The organism is Pseudomonas sp. yb_9, assembly GCF_043103635.1.
GTDB classification, from domain to species: Bacteria; Pseudomonadota; Gammaproteobacteria; order Pseudomonadales; family Pseudomonadaceae; genus Aquipseudomonas; species Aquipseudomonas monteilii.
In genome coordinates this window covers 39,168-54,676 of record NZ_JBICKA010000071.1, presented here as the reverse complement: position 1 = coordinate 54,676, position 15,509 = coordinate 39,168, and the positions used below count along the sequence as shown (strand labels likewise).

13 protein-coding genes are annotated in these 15,509 nt (G+C 60.2%); 2 read left to right on the top strand and 11 right to left on the bottom strand.

Features of this window, described 5'->3' with window-relative positions; translation table 11 throughout:
- Positions 1 to 98: 98 nt before the first annotated feature.
- From lpdA to sdhC, 7 genes are all read right to left on the bottom strand, one after another.
- Positions 99 to 1,535, bottom strand: coding sequence for a dihydrolipoyl dehydrogenase (gene lpdA, locus ACF8MI_RS19280; protein ID WP_003254207.1), 1,437 nt, complete (start codon positions 1,533 to 1,535; stop codon positions 99 to 101).
- A gap of 93 nt (positions 1,536 to 1,628) precedes the next feature.
- Positions 1,629 to 2,852, bottom strand: a complete 1,224-nt coding sequence (gene odhB / locus ACF8MI_RS19275) for a 2-oxoglutarate dehydrogenase complex dihydrolipoyllysine-residue succinyltransferase (RefSeq protein ID WP_159266517.1) — start codon at positions 2,850 to 2,852, stop codon at positions 1,629 to 1,631.
- 42 nt (positions 2,853 to 2,894) lie between these two features.
- Complete coding sequence (locus ACF8MI_RS19270; protein WP_164524849.1) at positions 2,895 to 5,726, bottom strand: 2-oxoglutarate dehydrogenase E1 component; 2,832 nt, start codon at positions 5,724 to 5,726, stop codon at positions 2,895 to 2,897.
- A 246-nt stretch (positions 5,727 to 5,972) separates the two neighbouring features.
- Positions 5,973 to 6,677 (bottom strand): succinate dehydrogenase iron-sulfur subunit, encoded by a 705-nt coding sequence (locus ACF8MI_RS19265; protein WP_012315348.1) that lies wholly within the window; start codon positions 6,675 to 6,677, stop codon positions 5,973 to 5,975.
- A gap of 11 nt (positions 6,678 to 6,688) precedes the next feature.
- Positions 6,689 to 8,461 carry a succinate dehydrogenase flavoprotein subunit gene (gene sdhA, locus ACF8MI_RS19260; protein ID WP_060500822.1) on the bottom strand — a complete coding sequence of 591 codons (1,773 nt, stop codon included), beginning with the start codon at positions 8,459 to 8,461 and terminating at the stop codon, positions 6,689 to 6,691.
- Between the two features lie 3 nt (positions 8,462 to 8,464).
- Entirely contained in the window at positions 8,465 to 8,833 is a 369-nt protein-coding gene (gene sdhD / locus ACF8MI_RS19255; RefSeq protein WP_003254214.1) for a succinate dehydrogenase, hydrophobic membrane anchor protein, read from the bottom strand.
- Positions 8,827 to 9,213 (bottom strand): succinate dehydrogenase, cytochrome b556 subunit, encoded by a 387-nt coding sequence (sdhC, locus tag ACF8MI_RS19250; RefSeq protein ID WP_012315350.1) that lies wholly within the window; start codon positions 9,211 to 9,213, stop codon positions 8,827 to 8,829. The genes sdhD and sdhC overlap by 7 nt, the downstream gene beginning before the upstream one ends.
- A gap of 352 nt (positions 9,214 to 9,565) precedes the next feature.
- Between sdhC and gltA the strand changes: the two genes are divergently transcribed.
- A complete protein-coding gene (gene gltA / locus ACF8MI_RS19245; RefSeq protein ID WP_016711651.1) occupies positions 9,566 to 10,855 on the top strand; it encodes a citrate synthase in 1,290 nt (429 codons plus the stop codon).
- 123 nt (positions 10,856 to 10,978) lie between these two features.
- Positions 10,979 to 12,289, top strand: coding sequence for an IS4 family transposase (locus ACF8MI_RS19240; protein WP_200929479.1), 1,311 nt, complete (start codon positions 10,979 to 10,981; stop codon positions 12,287 to 12,289).
- A gap of 75 nt (positions 12,290 to 12,364) precedes the next feature.
- On the opposite strand, the gene ACF8MI_RS19235 is transcribed toward ACF8MI_RS19240, so the two are convergent.
- The 4 genes from ACF8MI_RS19235 to ACF8MI_RS19220 all read right to left on the bottom strand — a co-directional run bounded on the left by ACF8MI_RS19235 (position 12,365) and on the right by ACF8MI_RS19220 (position 15,369).
- The gene (locus tag ACF8MI_RS19235) at positions 12,365 to 12,970 is read right to left on the bottom strand and encodes an START domain-containing protein (RefSeq protein ID WP_025753288.1); all 606 of its coding nucleotides are present in this window, start codon (positions 12,968 to 12,970) and stop codon (positions 12,365 to 12,367) included.
- A gap of 33 nt (positions 12,971 to 13,003) precedes the next feature.
- Complete coding sequence (locus ACF8MI_RS19230) at positions 13,004 to 13,258, bottom strand: YkgJ family cysteine cluster protein (protein ID WP_009684718.1); 255 nt, start codon at positions 13,256 to 13,258, stop codon at positions 13,004 to 13,006.
- Between the two features lie 130 nt (positions 13,259 to 13,388).
- The gene (locus ACF8MI_RS19225) at positions 13,389 to 13,862 is read right to left on the bottom strand and encodes a hypothetical protein (protein ID WP_060500817.1); all 474 of its coding nucleotides are present in this window, start codon (positions 13,860 to 13,862) and stop codon (positions 13,389 to 13,391) included.
- A 64-nt stretch (positions 13,863 to 13,926) separates the two neighbouring features.
- Complete coding sequence (locus ACF8MI_RS19220) at positions 13,927 to 15,369, bottom strand: PLP-dependent aminotransferase family protein (protein ID WP_012273358.1); 1,443 nt, start codon at positions 15,367 to 15,369, stop codon at positions 13,927 to 13,929.
- Positions 15,370 to 15,509 lie beyond the last annotated feature (140 nt).

The following is a 15,509-nucleotide window of genomic DNA, read 5'->3' as shown; positions in this document are numbered from 1 at the left end:
GACCCCGGGTTTTCCCGTGTGATCCGGTCCGGCGGACGTTCCGCGGTGAGTCATGCACGCAAGACTCACGACGGGCTGCCCGCCGTGGTTTCTTATAATTAACGCTTCTTACGGTTGGCCACGTGAATGGCGCCGCCATTCACTGCCAGCGCTGCTTCATGCAACGCTTCGGACAGGGTTGGATGGCTGAAGACCATCATGCCCAGATCCTCGGCACTGGTGCCGAATTCCATTGCGATTGCACCCTGCTGCACCAGTTCGGCAGCCGATGGGCCAATCACGTGTACACCCAGGACGCGGTCGGTCTTGGCATCGGCGATGACCTTGACGAAACCACCGGTGTCGTTGGCTGCCATCGCACGGCCGCTGGCCGCGAACGGGAAGGTGCCCACGTTAACCTCAACGCCTTCGGCCTTCAAGGCCTGTTCGGTCTTGCCGACCCACGCAATTTCCGGGTGGGTGTAGATAACCGAAGGGATCAGGTCGTAGTTCATCTGGGCCTTGTGGCCTTTGATGCGCTCGACAACCATGATGCCCTCTTCCGAAGCCTTGTGGGCCAGCATCATGCCGCGTACCACGTCACCGATGGCGTAGACGCCCGGCACGCTGGTAGCGCAGTAGTCGTCGACGAAGATGTAGCCACGCTCGTCGATGGTCACGCCGCTGTCGGCCGCCAGCAGGTCGGTGGTTACAGGGCGACGGCCGACCGCAACGATCAGCTTGTCGAAGGTGATCTTCTGCTCGCCTTCGGCGTTGGTGTAGGTCACTTCAACTTCGTTGCCGTTGACTTTCGAGCCGGTGACGCGAGCGCCCAGCTTGATGTCCAGGCCTTGCTTGGTCAGGGTCTTCTGGGCTTCTTTCGACACGGCGGTGTCGGCAGCCATCAGGAAGGTGTCCAGGGCTTCCAGAACGGTGACTTCAGCACCCAGGCGAGCCCAGACCGAGCCCAGCTCCAGGCCGATCACGCCGGCACCGATAACGCCCAGGCGCTTCGGTACGGCCTGGAATTCCAGGGCGCCGGTGGAGTCGACGATGACGTTCTGGTCGACTGGAGCCGGCGGAATGTCGATCGGGCGCGAGCCGGAAGCCAGGATCACGTTCTCGGCTTCGATGACTTCGGTGGTGCCGTCAGCCTTGGTGACTTCGACTTTCTTGCCAGCCAGCAGCTTGCCGTGGCCCTGGATCGAAGTAACGCCGTTGGCCTTGAACAGCGTGGCAACGCCACCGGTCAGGTTCTTGACGATGCCAGCCTTGCGGCCAACCATCGCGGCGACGTCCATCTTCACTTCGCCCGTGGAGATACCGTGGACATTGAAGCTCTCTTTGGCTTCCTTGTATTTCCAGGAGCTGTCCAGCAGCGCCTTGGAAGGAATGCAACCTACGTTCAGGCAGGTACCGCCCAGGGCCAGCTTGCCCTCGGCGTCGGTGTACTTCTCGATACAGGCAGTCTTCAGACCAAGTTGGGCAGCCTTGATGGCAGCCACATAGCCGCCAGGACCTGCACCAATCACCACTACGTCGAATTTCTGGGTCATAAAAGATTCCTTATCAGCTACAAGCTACAAGCCGCGAACCGCGCGGCATGGCTTCTTGCGAAGCCAGGGCCGGCACGGTACGCAGCCAGAGGGTTAGATGTCCAGCAGCAGGCGAGACGGATCTTCCAGCAGGTTCTTGATGGTGACCAGGAAGGTTACCGCTTCCTTGCCGTCGATCAGGCGGTGATCGTACGACAGCGCCAGGTACATCATCGGGCGAATCACGACCTGGCCATTGATGGCCATCGGACGCTGGATGATGTTGTGCATGCCGAGGATGGCGGCCTGCGGCGGGTTGACGATCGGGGTCGACATCATCGAACCGAAGGTACCACCGTTGGTGATGGTGAAGGTGCCGCCGGTCATCTCTTCGATGGCCAGCTTGCCGTCACGGGCCTTCTTGCCGAAGGTGGCGATGCCGTTCTCGATTTCAGCCAGGCTCATCGACTCGGCGTTACGCAGTACCGGTACTACCAGGCCACGGTCGCTGGACACGGCAACACCGACGTCGGCGTAGCCGTGGTAGACGATGTCGTTGCCGTCGATCGAGGCGTTGACAGCCGGGAAGCGCTTCAGGGCTTCGGTGGCGGCCTTGACGAAGAACGACATGAAGCCCAGGCGTACGCCGTTGTGGGTCTTCTCGAACAGGTCCTTGTACTTCGAACGCAGGGCCATGACTTCGGTCATGTCCACTTCGTTGAAGGTGGTCAGCATGGCCATGCTCGACTGGGCTTCGACCAGACGCTCGGCGATCTTGGCACGCAGGCGGGTCATCGGCACGCGCTTCTCGGTGCGGTCGCCAGCAGCGACGACAACCGGGGCAGCAGCAGCGGCAGCAGGCTTGGCAGCCGGGGCAGCGGCAGGCGCCGACTTCTTGTTGGCGACGGCAGCTACGACGTCTTCCTTGGTGATGCGGCCACCTTTGCCAGTGCCTGCAACGGCAGCCAGGTCGATGCCGTTTTCTTCAGCCAGCTTGCGCGCGGCCGGGGCAGCGATCGGGTCGTCTTCGCCAGCATCGGCAGCAGCGGCAGCCGGAGCAGCAGCGGCCGGGGCAGCAGCAGGTGCAGCGGCGGCAGCGCCGCCTTCAACGATCGAACCCAGTACTTCGTCGGACAGGACGGTGTCGCCCTCGCCCTTGACGATGGCGCCCAGCACGCCGTCGGCGGTGGCCAGTACTTCCAGGACGACCTTGTCGGTCTCGATGTCGACGATCAGCTCGTCACGCTTGACGGCTTCGCCCGGCTGCTTGTGCCAGGTGGCAACGGTGCCATCGGCAACCGATTCCGGGAAGGTTGGGGCTTTGATCTCGATAGCCATTATCAGTGTTTCCTTAAATTCGGTTTCAGGTGCGCGAAGGCGTTAGACAGTGAAGGCGTCTTGCAGCAGTTTTTCCTGCTGTTCGGCGTGCTTCGAAGCGTAACCACAGGCTGGCGCGGCAGAAGCGTCGCGGCCGGCGTATTCCAGGACCAGCGCCTTGTTGTGGCGGCCCAGGATACGGCGCATGTGGTGCTGGCTGCTGTACCAGGCGCCCTGGTTCATCGGCTCTTCCTGACACCAGACCGCATGCTTGAGGTTGGTGTACGGCGCCAGGATTTCGACCAGGTCGTCCTCCGGGAACGGATACAGCTGCTCGATACGCACGATGGCGATGTCTTCGCGGCCTTCGGCACGGCGTTTTTCCAGCAGGTCGTAGTAAACCTTGCCACCGCACAGGACCAGACGTTCGACCTTGGCCGGATCAAGGGTGTCGATTTCCGGGATCACGGTTTGGAACGAGCCTTCGGCCAGGTCTTCCAGGGTCGAGATGGCCAGCTTGTGGCGCAGCAGCGACTTTGGCGTCAGCACGATCAGCGGCTTGCGCAGCGGACGGATGACCTGACGACGCAGCAGGTGGTAGATCTGAGCCGGGGTGGTCGGTACGCACACCTGGATGTTGTGCTCGGCGCACAGCTGCAGGTAACGCTCCAGACGCGCGGAGGAGTGCTCCGGGCCCTGCCCTTCATAACCGTGTGGCAGCAGCATGGTCAGGCCACACAGACGGCCCCACTTGTGCTCGCCGCTGGTGATGAACTGGTCGATCACCACTTGCGCACCGTTGGCGAAGTCGCCGAACTGGGCTTCCCAGATCACCAGCGCGTTCGGCGTGGTGGTCGAGTAGCCGTATTCGAAGGCCAGTACCGCTTCTTCCGACAGGAAGGAGTCGTACAGCTCGAACATTGGCTGGCCCGGGAACAGGTTCTTCAGCGGTACGTAGGTGCTGGCGTCCTTCTGGTTGTGCAGCACCGCGTGACGGTGCGAGAAGGTGCCACGGCCGATGTCCTGGCCGGTCATGCGGATCGGGTGACCTTCGAACTGCAGGGTGGCGTAAGCCATGGTCTCTGCATAACCCCAGTTGATCGGCAAGCCACCGGCCTGCATCTTCTGGCGGTCTTCGTAGATCTTTGACACCTGGCGCTGAACGACGAAGCCTTCCGGAATTTCCAGCAGCTTGGCCGACAGGTCTTGCAGGGTCTTGAGGTCGAAACGGGTGTCGTGACGTGCGGTCCAGGCATGGCCCAGGTACGGGCGCCAGTCAACGAACAGCTCGCGGTTCGGCTCCTTGACCAGGCTCTTCACAACGTGCAGGCCGTTGTCCAGCGCGTTGCGGTACTCGTCGATCTTGGCCTGGGCGCGCTCGGCATCAATGCGGCCGGCCTGGATCAGTGCCTCGGCGTACAGCTCACGGGTAGTACGCTGCTTGCTGATTTGCTGATACATCAGCGGCTGGGTACCGTTTGGCTCGTCGGCCTCGTTGTGGCCGCGACGACGGTAGCAGACCAGGTCGATCACCACGTCACGCTTGAACTGCATGCGGTAGTCGATCGCCAGCTGGGTGACGAACAGCACCGCTTCAGGGTCATCGCCGTTCACGTGCAGGATCGGCGCCTGGATCATCTTGGCAACGTCGGTGGCGTACTCGGTAGAGCGCGCGTCCAGCGGGTTGCTGATGGTGAAACCCACCTGGTTGTTGATCACGATGTGCACGGTGCCACCGGTCTTGAAACCGCGGGTCTGCGACATCTGGAAGGTTTCCATGACCACGCCCTGGCCGGCGAACGCTGCGTCGCCGTGGATCGAGATCGGCAGTACCTTGTCACCAACGGTGTCGTTGCGGCGGTCCTGACGGGCGCGCACCGAACCTTCGACCACTGGCGATACGATTTCCAGGTGGGACGGGTTGAACGCCATGGCCAGGTGCACTTCGCCACCGGCGGTCATCACGTTCGACGAGAAGCCCTGGTGATACTTCACGTCACCGGAGCCCAGCTCGTTCATCTTCTTGCCTTCGAACTCGTCGAACAGCTCGCGCGGGTTCTTGCCGAAGGTGTTCACCAAGACGTTCAGACGGCCACGGTGGGCCATGCCGATCACGACTTCCTTGGTGCCGTAGGAGCCGGAGCGCTGGATCATCTCGTCCAGCATCGGGATCAGGCTTTCGCCGCCCTCAAGGCCGAAACGCTTGGTGCCTGGGTACTTGGTGCCCAGGTATTTTTCAAGGCCTTCACCGGCAGTCACGCGCTCGAGCAGGTGAGCCTGCACGTCAGCGGAAAACTCCGGACGGCCGCGCACGCTTTCCAGGCGCTGCTGGAACCAGCTGCGCTGCTCGGAATCGACGATGTGGGTGAACTCGGCGCCAATGGTGCGACAATATGTCTTCTGGAGCGCCTCGAAGATCTCGCGTAGGCTCGCCTCCTCTTTGCCGATGAACAGGTCGCCGGCACGGAAGGTCGTATCAAGATCGGCATTGGTCAAGCCGTAGTGATTGATCGACAGGTCTACGGGCGCAGGACGCTGCCACAACCCCAACGGGTCGAGCTTGGCAGCCTGATGGCCGCGCATACGATAGGCCTGGATCAGTCGCAGAACTTCAACCTGCTTCTTCTCGTGTTCACTGCTCACGCTCCCGGCGGATACCGGTTGGGCGCGGCGCTGGTTCTTTGCCAGCAGTACGAAATGGTCGCGGATTGTCGAGTGCGATACATCGGTAGCGGTGCTGCCGTCGGCGGGCAACTTCTGGAAGTAGGTGCGCCACTCTTCTGGCACAGCGTTAGGGTCGTGCAGGTAGAGCTCGTAGAGCTCTTCCACATATGCAGCGTTACCACCTGAAAGGTGGGCGCTTTCCCACATGCGCTGCATCACGCTTTCTTGCATGCTTGGTCACCCTCGATTAGGGGACTGATCGGCGAGAGCCACAGCAAACCTGGAAAAGTCCGAATACAGCGACTGAACCACGCCACTAGGATCCTGCTGATTTTCCGGGTACCAGCCCGGAAAGCCCCTGCTGGTCTCATATCTTCATAGGTAATGAACGCAGGCTTTGTGGGCCCTTGTTCGGGTTTTACCTCAGTGCGGGCTCACCACCCGCACCTCGGCTTACTGCAGGTACAACACGTTGTATCAGGTGCCGCTTTGCAGCAGCATGTTACGTACGTGACCGATTGCCTTGGTCGGGTTCAGACCTTTCGGGCAAACGTTTACGCAGTTCATGATCCCGCGGCAGCGGAATACGCTGAACGGGTCATCCAGGGACGCCAGGCGCTCCTGAGTCTTGGTGTCGCGGCTGTCAGCCAGGAAGCGGTAGGCTTGCAGCAGTGCAGCCGGGCCCAGGAACTTGTCCGGGTTCCACCAGAACGACGGGCAGGACGTCGAGCAGCACGCGCACAGGATGCACTCGTACAGGCCGTCCAGCTTGTCACGGTCTTCCGGCGACTGCAGGCGCTCGATGGCCGGTGCCGGGGTATCGTTCTGCAGGAACGGCTTCACCTTCTCGTACTGCTTGTAGAAGATGCTCATGTCGACCACCAGGTCACGAATGACCGGCAGGCCTGGCAGTGGGCGCAGAACCAGCTTGTTGCCCTTGACCACACCCGACAGCGGGGTGATGCAGGCCAGGCCGTTCTTGCCGTTCATGTTCATGCCGTCAGAACCGCACACGCCTTCACGGCAGGAGCGACGGTACGAGAAACCTTCGTCCTTTTCCTTGATCAGCGCCAATACATCGAGAACCATCAGGTCCTTGCCGCCGGTATCGACGTCGAACGACTCCATCTTGGGCGCCGAGTCGGTGTCCGGGTTGTAACGATAAACTTCGACTTTCAACATAGCAGCCACCCTTAGTAAGTCCGGACTTTTGGTTCGAAGGCTGGAACAGTCTTCGGCGCAAAGTTGACGCCGCGCTTGGCAACGCGCTTCTCACCCGGGTAGTACAGGGTGTGGCACAGCCAGTTTTCGTCGTCACGGTCTTCGAAGTCTTCACGGGCGTGAGCGCCGCGGGACTCTTTACGGGCTTCGGCCGCGATGGCAGTCGCTTCGGCGACTTCCAGCAGGTTCTGCAGCTCCAGCGCTTCGATACGCGCGGTGTTGAAGGCCTGGGACTTGTCGTTGATCTTGACGTTGGCGATACGCTCGCGCAGGCCAGCCAGCTGCTCGATACCCTTCAGCATGTATTCGCCAGTACGGAATACACCGAAGTAGTTCTGCATGCAGCTCTGCAGCTCGCGCTTCAGGCTCGCAACGTCTTCACCCGTGGTACGCCCGTTGAGGTTGTTCAGGCGGCTCAGGGCAACATCGATGTCGGTGTCGCTGGCGTCGAGATGCTCGATGCCGTCGCTCAGCGCCTTCTCCAGGTGCAGGCCGGCAGCACGGCCGAATACCACCAGGTCGAGCAGCGAGTTGCCGCCCAGGCGGTTGGCACCGTGAACCGACACGCACGCCACTTCACCTACGGCGAACAGGCCCGGGATGATGTGATCCTGGCCTTCGGCGTCCATGGTGATGGCCTGGCCATGAATGTTGGTGGCAACGCCGCCCATCATGTAGTGGCAGGTCGGCACGACCGGAACCGGCGCGACCACTGGGTCGACGTGGGCGAAGGTCTTGGACAGTTCGCAGATACCTGGCAGGCGGCTGTGCAGCACTTCCTCGCCCAGGTGGTCCAGCTTCAGCAGTACGTGGTCCTTGTTCGGGCCCACGCCGTTGCCGGCGATGATTTCCTTGACCATGGAACGGGCAACCACGTCGCGGCCGGCCAGGTCTTTCGCGTTCGGCGCGTAACGCTCCATGAAGCGCTCGCCGTGGGCGTTGATCAGGTAGCCACCTTCACCACGGCAACCCTCGGTTACCAGTACACCGGCGCCGGCGATACCGGTCGGGTGGAACTGCCACATCTCGATGTCCTGCACCGGTACGCCTGCACGCAGGGCCATGCCGATACCGTCACCGGTGTTGATCAGGGCGTTGGTGGTGGAAGCGTAGATACGACCGGCACCGCCAGTGGCCAGAACAGTGGCCTTGGACTTGATGTACATGGTTTCGCCGGTTTCGATGCAGATTGCGATCACACCGACGAACGCACCTTCCTGGTTCTTCACCAGGTCAACCGCGTAGTACTCGTTGAGGAAGGTAGTGCCTGCCTTCAGGTTGCCCTGGTACAGGGTGTGCAGCAGCGCGTGACCGGTACGGTCGGAAGCGGCACAGGTACGGGCGGCCTGGCCACCTTTACCGAAGTCCTTGGACTGGCCACCGAACGGACGCTGGTAGATACGACCGGTTTCGGTACGCGAGAACGGCAGGCCCATGTGGTCCAGCTCGAAGACCGCAGCCGGGCCTTCCTGACACATGTACTCGATAGCGTCCTGGTCACCGATGTAGTCGGAACCCTTGACGGTATCGTACATGTGCCAGCGCCAGTCGTCGTTCGGGTCGGCCGAAGCGATGGCGCAGGTGATGCCGCCCTGGGCGGATACAGTGTGCGAACGGGTCGGGAAGACCTTGGTGACTACGGCAGTCTTGTGGCCGCCTTGAGCCAGTTGCAGCGCGGCGCGCATGCCGGCGCCGCCGCCACCGATGATGATGGCGTCGAAGGAAATGGTTGGAATGCTAGCCATGGATCAGATACCCCAGAGAATCTGCACACCCCAGACGAAGTAAGCGAACATCGCAACGCCGCATACCGCCTGGAACAGGAAACGAATAGCAGTTGCCGACTTGCCGAACGACATAGGCGTCAGGTAGTCGGTTGCAATGGTCCACATGCCGACCCAGGCGTGAGCGCCCAGGGCAACGAGGGCCAGCAGACTGAAGATCCGCATCGCGTTGTTGGAGAACAGACCATGCCACTGGGTGTAGTCGATGCCTGGGTGGGCGACCACGTAGCCGATCAGGAAGAGGAAGTAAGCCGCGAGAACGACCGCAGAAACGCGCTGCGCCATCCAGTCATAGAGGCCCGAACGCGACAGGTTCGTGACATTGGTTACCATACCCAAACTCCCACCAGAACGATCAGCACCACGGAGATGACGATCACGATTTTCGAGCCCAGCTTGCCGCCTTCCAGCGTCTCACCGATACCCATGTCCATGATCAGGTGACGAACACCTGCCACAAGGTGATAAAGCAGGGCAGACAGCAGGCCCCAGGTCACGAATTTGGCCAGCGGGCTGGTCAGACACGCCTTCACCTCACCGAAGCCTTCCTCGGAACCCAGCGACTTGCCCAGTGCATAAAGCATGATGGCAAGGCCGAGGAACAGGATGACGCCGGAGATACGGTGCAGGATGGACGTGTATGCAGTGACGGGGAGCTTGATGGTCCTTAGGTCTAGGTTTACAGGTCGTTGGCTTTTCACGGCTTTTTTCACACTGAAGAGCCCCTAGCGAATCAGGGCAAAGTTGTTGGTAAGTGTACTGGTCAGGTACCCACCACCCAGGGAACGGCGACCCCCAGTAGTTCGGGCTTGCAAGCCCCTGGCGGTCGGGTGCCGAGTATAGACAGTTAGGCTGCTTATGACAACGTGACGGGGTAGCCCAAATAGCGCATTGCCTTTAGCGAACAAAAGGCGTAAATGGGCGAGAATTTCGGGAAAAATCAGGCTTGAATGCTTGATTCAACAAGCCTTTAGGCAAATTGACATCTGAATTTATCCCTCTATAGTGGTGCGGGCCCTGCGTGGGGGGTCTGTCTGATGATTTCTAGCATTAATAGGAGGCCACATGGCTGACAAAAAAGCGCAGTTGGTCATCGAGGGCGCTGCCCCCGTCGAGCTGCCCATTTTAACCGGCACCGTTGGTCCTGATGTAATCGACGTCCGCGGGTTGGGGGCCACTGGTCACTTCACCTTCGACCCTGGTTTCATGGCGACTGCCTCGTGCGAGTCGAAGATCACCTACATTGACGGCGACAAAGGGATCCTGCTGCACCGCGGCTACCCGATCGAACAACTCGCCGAACAATCCGACTACCTCGAAACCTGCTACCTGCTGCTCAACGGCGAACTGCCGAATGCCGAGCAGAAGGCCCAGTTCGTCAGCACCGTCAAGAACCACACCATGGTTCACGAGCAGCTGAAGTCCTTCTTCAACGGTTTCCGTCGCGACGCTCACCCGATGGCGGTGATGTGCGGCGTGGTCGGCGCCCTGTCGGCGTTCTATCACGACTCCCTGGACATCAATAACCCGCAACACCGCGAAATTTCCGCGGTGCGCCTGGTCGCCAAGATGCCGACCCTGGCCGCGATGGTTTACAAGTACTCCATGGGCCAGCCGATGATGTACCCGCGCAACGACCTGTCGTACGCGGAAAACTTCCTGCACATGATGTTCAACACCCCGTGCGAGATCAAACCGATCAGCCCGGTGCTGGCCAAGGCAATGGACCGGATCTTCATCCTCCATGCCGACCACGAGCAGAATGCCTCCACCTCCACCGTTCGTCTGGCCGGCTCGTCGGGTGCCAACCCGTTCGCCTGTATCGCCGCCGGTATCGCCGCACTGTGGGGCCCGGCCCACGGCGGTGCGAACGAAGCCGTACTGACCATGCTCGATGAAATCGGCGATGTTTCGAACATCGACAAGTTCATCGCCAAGGCCAAGGACAAGAACGACCCGTTCAAGCTGATGGGCTTCGGTCACCGCGTGTACAAGAACCGCGACCCGCGCGCCACCGTGATGAAGCAGACCTGCGACGAAGTCCTGCGCGAGCTGGGCATCAAGAACGACCCGCAGCTGGAGCTGGCCATGCGCCTGGAAGAGATCGCCCTCACCGATCCTTACTTCATCGAGCGCTCGCTGTACCCGAACGTCGACTTCTACTCGGGGATCATCCTCAAGGCGATCGGCATTCCGACCAGCATGTTCACCGTGATCTTCGCCCTGGCACGTACCGTGGGCTGGATCTCGCACTGGAAAGAAATGCTCTCCAGCCCGTACAAGATCGGCCGCCCTCGCCAGCTGTACACCGGCGAGCAGAAGCGCGACATCGTTGCACTGCAGGACCGCAAGTAAGCTTTACTGGCCGAACGCAAAAAGGCTGCCCTTGGGCTAATGCCAGTCAGTTAAGACTGATGCTTTGAGCTTTAGCCCGTAGGCCGCAAAATCCGATGCTTGGAAACGAGCATCGGATTTTTTATGCGTCTAGCAAAAGCACTGTCCCTCACTCACGAAATGGCATCAAGGCCAAATGCCCTTGAAGGGTTAGGGGCTTTGCTTGATCCGGACATCGTGAAGCAGGCTTTTGAAACAGCGGGTGTCTCGACCATTCGCAAACGCCGCCTTCCGCTTGAAAGCCTGGTGTGGTGCATCATCGGAATGGCGTTGTTTCGTCGAATGTCAGCCTGGGATGTCGTGAATCACATGGACATCATGTTGCCCGACAAGCGGCCACTCGTGGCGCCCAGCGCCGTTGTGCAAGGACGGCAGCGGTTGGGTAGCGAGGCGGTGCGCGAAGTTTTCACACCTACTCAGCAACGATGGCACGAAAAGACCCTGCACCCGCAATGGCTAGGATTGACGCTACTTGGCGTGGATGGCGTCGTTTGGAACACGCCTGACACGGCGGAAAACCGCGCGTACTACGGTGGCGCGACCAACCAGCATGGAGACGGCGGTTTTCCTCAGGTACGGATGGTCTGTCAGATGGAGCTGACTAGCCACCTGCTGATAAGCAGCACTTTCGAGAGCTACCACAGCAGTGAAATGAAGCTGGCAGAACAGCTAATCGCCACCACGCCGAACCATTCGCTAACCCTGTTCGACAAAGGTTTCTACTCGCTGGGCTTGCTGCATCACTGGCAATCTCAAGGCGAGCAGCGCCACTGGTTGGTCCCCTTGAAAAAGGGCATTCAGTATGAGGTCGAACGCAAGCTTGGGCGTAACGATGCCTTAGTCGTTTTGCGCACGTCGCCTCAGGCTCGCAAGCAGTGGCCAGGCTTACCGCTTGACGCTCAGGCGCGGCTGCTGAGCAAAACGATCAAAGGAAAGGTTGTGAGTGTCTTGACCTCGATGACCGATCCGCTGCGCTTCCCGGGTGATGAGATCGTCGATCTTTACAGCCAGCGCTGGGAAATCGAACTGGGCTACCGGGAGATCGAGCAAGGACTGCTAGGCGGCGAATACACGCTGAGAAGCAAAACGCCGGAGATGATTGCGCAAGAGTTGTGGGGCGTATTGCTGGGTTACAACCTGTTGCGCTATCAGATGGTACAGATGTCGAGGCAGTGCCCAGGGGTGTATCCATGTGAAATGAGCTTTACCGCCTGCAGTTGGGCAATCTTGGGGTTACTGCATGGCACATCACTGAATCATCCCGGTAACCTGCCAGGTTTTCTGGCGGATTTGCAGGCATCGGCTGCGCAGTACGTTCTGCCCCACCGGCGCCCTGATAGATGGTTCCCGCGAGTAGTAAAGCAGAGGCCGGCAAAATACCCGACCCGAAAATGAAAAATGCCAGTCAGCTTAACTGACTGGCATTAGCCCTTGGGCAGCCTTTTTTATGGTCTTTTTCCTGCGCTGGCCTCAGTTCTTCTCAGCCCGCTCCCGCAGCCCTTTCAGGGTATTGAACGGCGCATCCACCACGAACTTGTTGGCCACCATCGCCGGCACGCTCCCCCCCGGCTCGGTGTGCACCTGGTAGGTCACTTCGGTGCTGTCCCCCTTGGGCACCAGCTTCCAGAAGCCTTCGACCTTGGCCACCCGCACAAAGCCCTTCTCTTCCGGAACATAGGTCGGCTCTTCGACCAGATTACGGGTCAAGCTGCCATCAGCCCCCTTGACCGTGGTGATGTGCAACACCGAATCACGCGGCGTCACCGGCCACGGCGTGTTGAACTGGGTGTAGGTCCAGCTCTGGTCACCTTCATGCTTGAGCAGCTTTTGCGACTTGCACTCGTGAATCCATGCACAAGCGCCGACCACGTCTTCCTGCAACGCTTGCACCTTGGCCAGCGGCGCCTTGATCACTGTCACGCCTTGATAGGCCTTGTACTTGGAACCGGCTACTTCACTGAGGGAAACCTTGATCCCCTCCTCGTCCTTGGCCACTTGCCAGTTCTCGGCCCAGGCCACCGGCGACAGCAAAACACCCATGCCACACAGCAGTGCAATACGCTTGAACGATCTCATCATGTTTATCCTTGTTGTCGAAGATCCAGCCTCTCACGCCGCCGTCATCTGCTCCCACCAACCCAGAATCCTGATTGCCTCGTCACGGTCGCTGCCGCACACCTCGACATCCGCCTTGAAGCCACCACACACCGCCGGCCGCTCGGGCTTGCCAAACAGGTCGCAGAGGTTGGCAGCCGTCAGGTGCAGGCAGCGCTCGCCCGCCGGCTTGCCATTGGGCATGCGCGGCATCGCAGAAGTGATGGACGGGGCGATGCAGCAGGCACCACAGCCCTCACGGCAATTCATGGCTATTCACCAAAGTCAGGACTCCCTGGAACAAAACGGGACGAGCGTCCCTGGATAGTAACCGCTCAAACAGGCGTTTGAAATTACTGGCACGATGAAATGTGCAGTGACCCGGCAGTCAGTTTTACTGCTACTGCCGGTACTCGAAATCGATGGCCGCCCCGTCAACGTCATGACGGCTGTCGTTGCGCAATTGCAACTGCATTTCGTTGTTGATCAGCCGGCCATTGAGCTGGAACGGGCTGTCGTTGGTTTCTGGTTTCTCGGTGAACATGGGCGGCAGCAAGGGTTTGCGTCGCTGAATCGGCGACGGGGTGCCAACGTTCGGCTCAAGTGAGTTGACCATATCGACCGGCAGGCTGAGGTCAAGCTTTGCCTTGGGCAGTGGCTTGGCCACCGCCTTGCTGACCGGCTTTTGCGCCTTGGCCTTGCTGTTGGCGGCTTTTTTTACCGCCTGCTTCTGCGCAGGCTTGGCTGTCGCCTTTTTCTGCACTGGCTTGCCCTGGGTTACCGGCGCCTGGCTGGCCGGCTGCGCAGCCATGGCTGGCACACAGCAGAACGGTGCAAGGCACAAGATCAGGGCAAAACGGCGTAGAACATTCATGGCAAATGGACAGACTGGCAGGAAAGGTGCCTATGCTCCCTGTTCCACAGGCAGCTGGCAAGCCTTACAAAAGTGTGAGCGCAGGCTCCCGGCACAACTGCTGAGCCAGCAAGCCGAGGGTAATCACGGCACGCTCGGCCTCCTTGTTCCACGGAATACCGCAATTAAGGCGGATGCAGTGGTTGAACTGCTCTGTATTACTGAATATCAGCCCTGGCGCAATGCTGATGCCCTGCTCCAGCGCCCGCACATGCAGCTCCTGGGTGTTGACCCGCCCGGGCAGGCTCACCCACAGAATGAAACCGCCCGTGGGCCGGGTCATCTGGGTGCCTTCGGGGAAGTGCTGCTGCACTGCCAACTGGTAGGCGCTGAGGTTCTTGCGATACTCCTGGCGGATGTAGCGCAGGTGCCGGTCGTAGCCACCATTCTCCAGATAGGCCGCCACCCCCATCTGCGTGACGCTGCACGCGGAGTGGGTAGTGAAGGTTTGCAGACGCTGGATCTCGTCCTGGTAGCGCCCGGCAATCATCCAGCCAACACGTACGCCGGGGGACAGCGTCTTGGAGAAGCTGGAGCAATAGATTACCCGGTCCAGCCGGTCGAACGCCTTCAGCGCCTTGGTCTTGCCCTGCTCGAACATCAGCTCGCCATAGATATCGTCTTCGATGATCTGGATATCGAAGTCCGATGCCAGGCGCAGCAGTTGTTTCTGCCGCTCTTCCGGGACGGTGCCACCCAACGGGTTGCTCAGCCGCGCGGTGAGCACCAGGGCCTTGATCGACCACTGGTTAGCCGCCAGCTGCAAAGCTTCAAGGCTGATGCCTGTGGACGGGTCGCTGGGGATCTCGATCACCTTCAGGCCCAGCAGGTCCGCCAGTTGCAGCAAGCCGTAATACGTCGGCGACTCGGCGGCGATCAAGTCACCCGGACGCGTCAGCACACGCAATGACATTTGCAGCGCATCGACGCATCCGTGGGTCACGATCACTTCACGCGGGTCGACCAGTACACCGGCATCGCGCATGCGAATGGCAATCTGCCGGCGCAACGGCTCGAAACCCGGGCTGAACATGTAACTGAACGCGCGCGGGCTGTGAAAGCGGGTGACCTTGGCAATTTGCTGGTGCAGGGCACGCACCGGCAGGTAGTCAACATGCGGCACCGCAGCGCCGAACGGAAACACACCATCACGGCGCGCTTCGGTGAGCACTTGCTGGATGATGCTGGCACGGGTCACCAGACCAGGGCGCTCCACCCGCGCGATGTCGGGGGTTTGCGCAGTCAGGGCCGGCGTCTGGTGCACATAGTAGCCAGACTGCGGCCGCGCACGGATCAGCCCTTGATCTTCTAGGTTGGCATAGGCCTGCAGCACCGTGGCATGGCTGACATTGAGCTGGGCGCTCATCTTGCGCACGGAGGGTACCCGCTCGCCTGGCTGGTAGACACCACGGCGGATGTCATCGGCCAGTTGCTGGGCGATACGCTGGTACAGCAGCAGGTTGGTCATGGCGGCAGGCTCGTTGTTCTTGTGCGGCTCGATGACGATAAAGGATACCGTAACAGTTGCAAAGTGTACTGGGACAGAATGCAACATAGTCGACAATACAACAGCGTGATAACTATCGAAACGATTAAACCGACAAAAAG

Excerpts from the sequence above, each read along its gene's own strand:
- gltA (WP_016711651.1), top strand. The coding sequence starts at position 9,566 with ATGGCTGACAAAAAAGCGCAGTTGGTCATCGAGGGCGCTGCCCCCGTC.
- odhB (WP_159266517.1), bottom strand. The coding sequence starts at position 2,852 with ATGGCTATCGAGATCAAAGCCCCAACCTTCCCGGAATCGGTTGCCGAT.
- ACF8MI_RS19230 (WP_009684718.1), bottom strand. The coding sequence starts at position 13,258 with ATGAATTGCCGTGAGGGCTGTGGTGCCTGCTGCATCGCCCCGTCCATC.
- ACF8MI_RS19270 (WP_164524849.1), bottom strand. The coding sequence starts at position 5,726 with ATGCAAGAAAGCGTGATGCAGCGCATGTGGGAAAGCGCCCACCTTTCA.
- lpdA (WP_003254207.1), bottom strand. The coding sequence starts at position 1,535 with ATGACCCAGAAATTCGACGTAGTGGTGATTGGTGCAGGTCCTGGCGGC.
- ACF8MI_RS19235 (WP_025753288.1), bottom strand. The coding sequence starts at position 12,970 with ATGAGATCGTTCAAGCGTATTGCACTGCTGTGTGGCATGGGTGTTTTG.
- ACF8MI_RS19220 (WP_012273358.1), bottom strand. The coding sequence starts at position 15,369 with ATGACCAACCTGCTGCTGTACCAGCGTATCGCCCAGCAACTGGCCGAT.
- ACF8MI_RS19240 (WP_200929479.1), top strand. The coding sequence starts at position 10,979 with ATGCGTCTAGCAAAAGCACTGTCCCTCACTCACGAAATGGCATCAAGG.
- sdhA (WP_060500822.1), bottom strand. The coding sequence starts at position 8,461 with ATGGCTAGCATTCCAACCATTTCCTTCGACGCCATCATCATCGGTGGC.
- sdhD (WP_003254214.1), bottom strand. The coding sequence starts at position 8,833 with ATGGTAACCAATGTCACGAACCTGTCGCGTTCGGGCCTCTATGACTGG.
- ACF8MI_RS19225 (WP_060500817.1), bottom strand. The coding sequence starts at position 13,862 with ATGAATGTTCTACGCCGTTTTGCCCTGATCTTGTGCCTTGCACCGTTC.
- ACF8MI_RS19265 (WP_012315348.1), bottom strand. The coding sequence starts at position 6,677 with ATGTTGAAAGTCGAAGTTTATCGTTACAACCCGGACACCGACTCGGCG.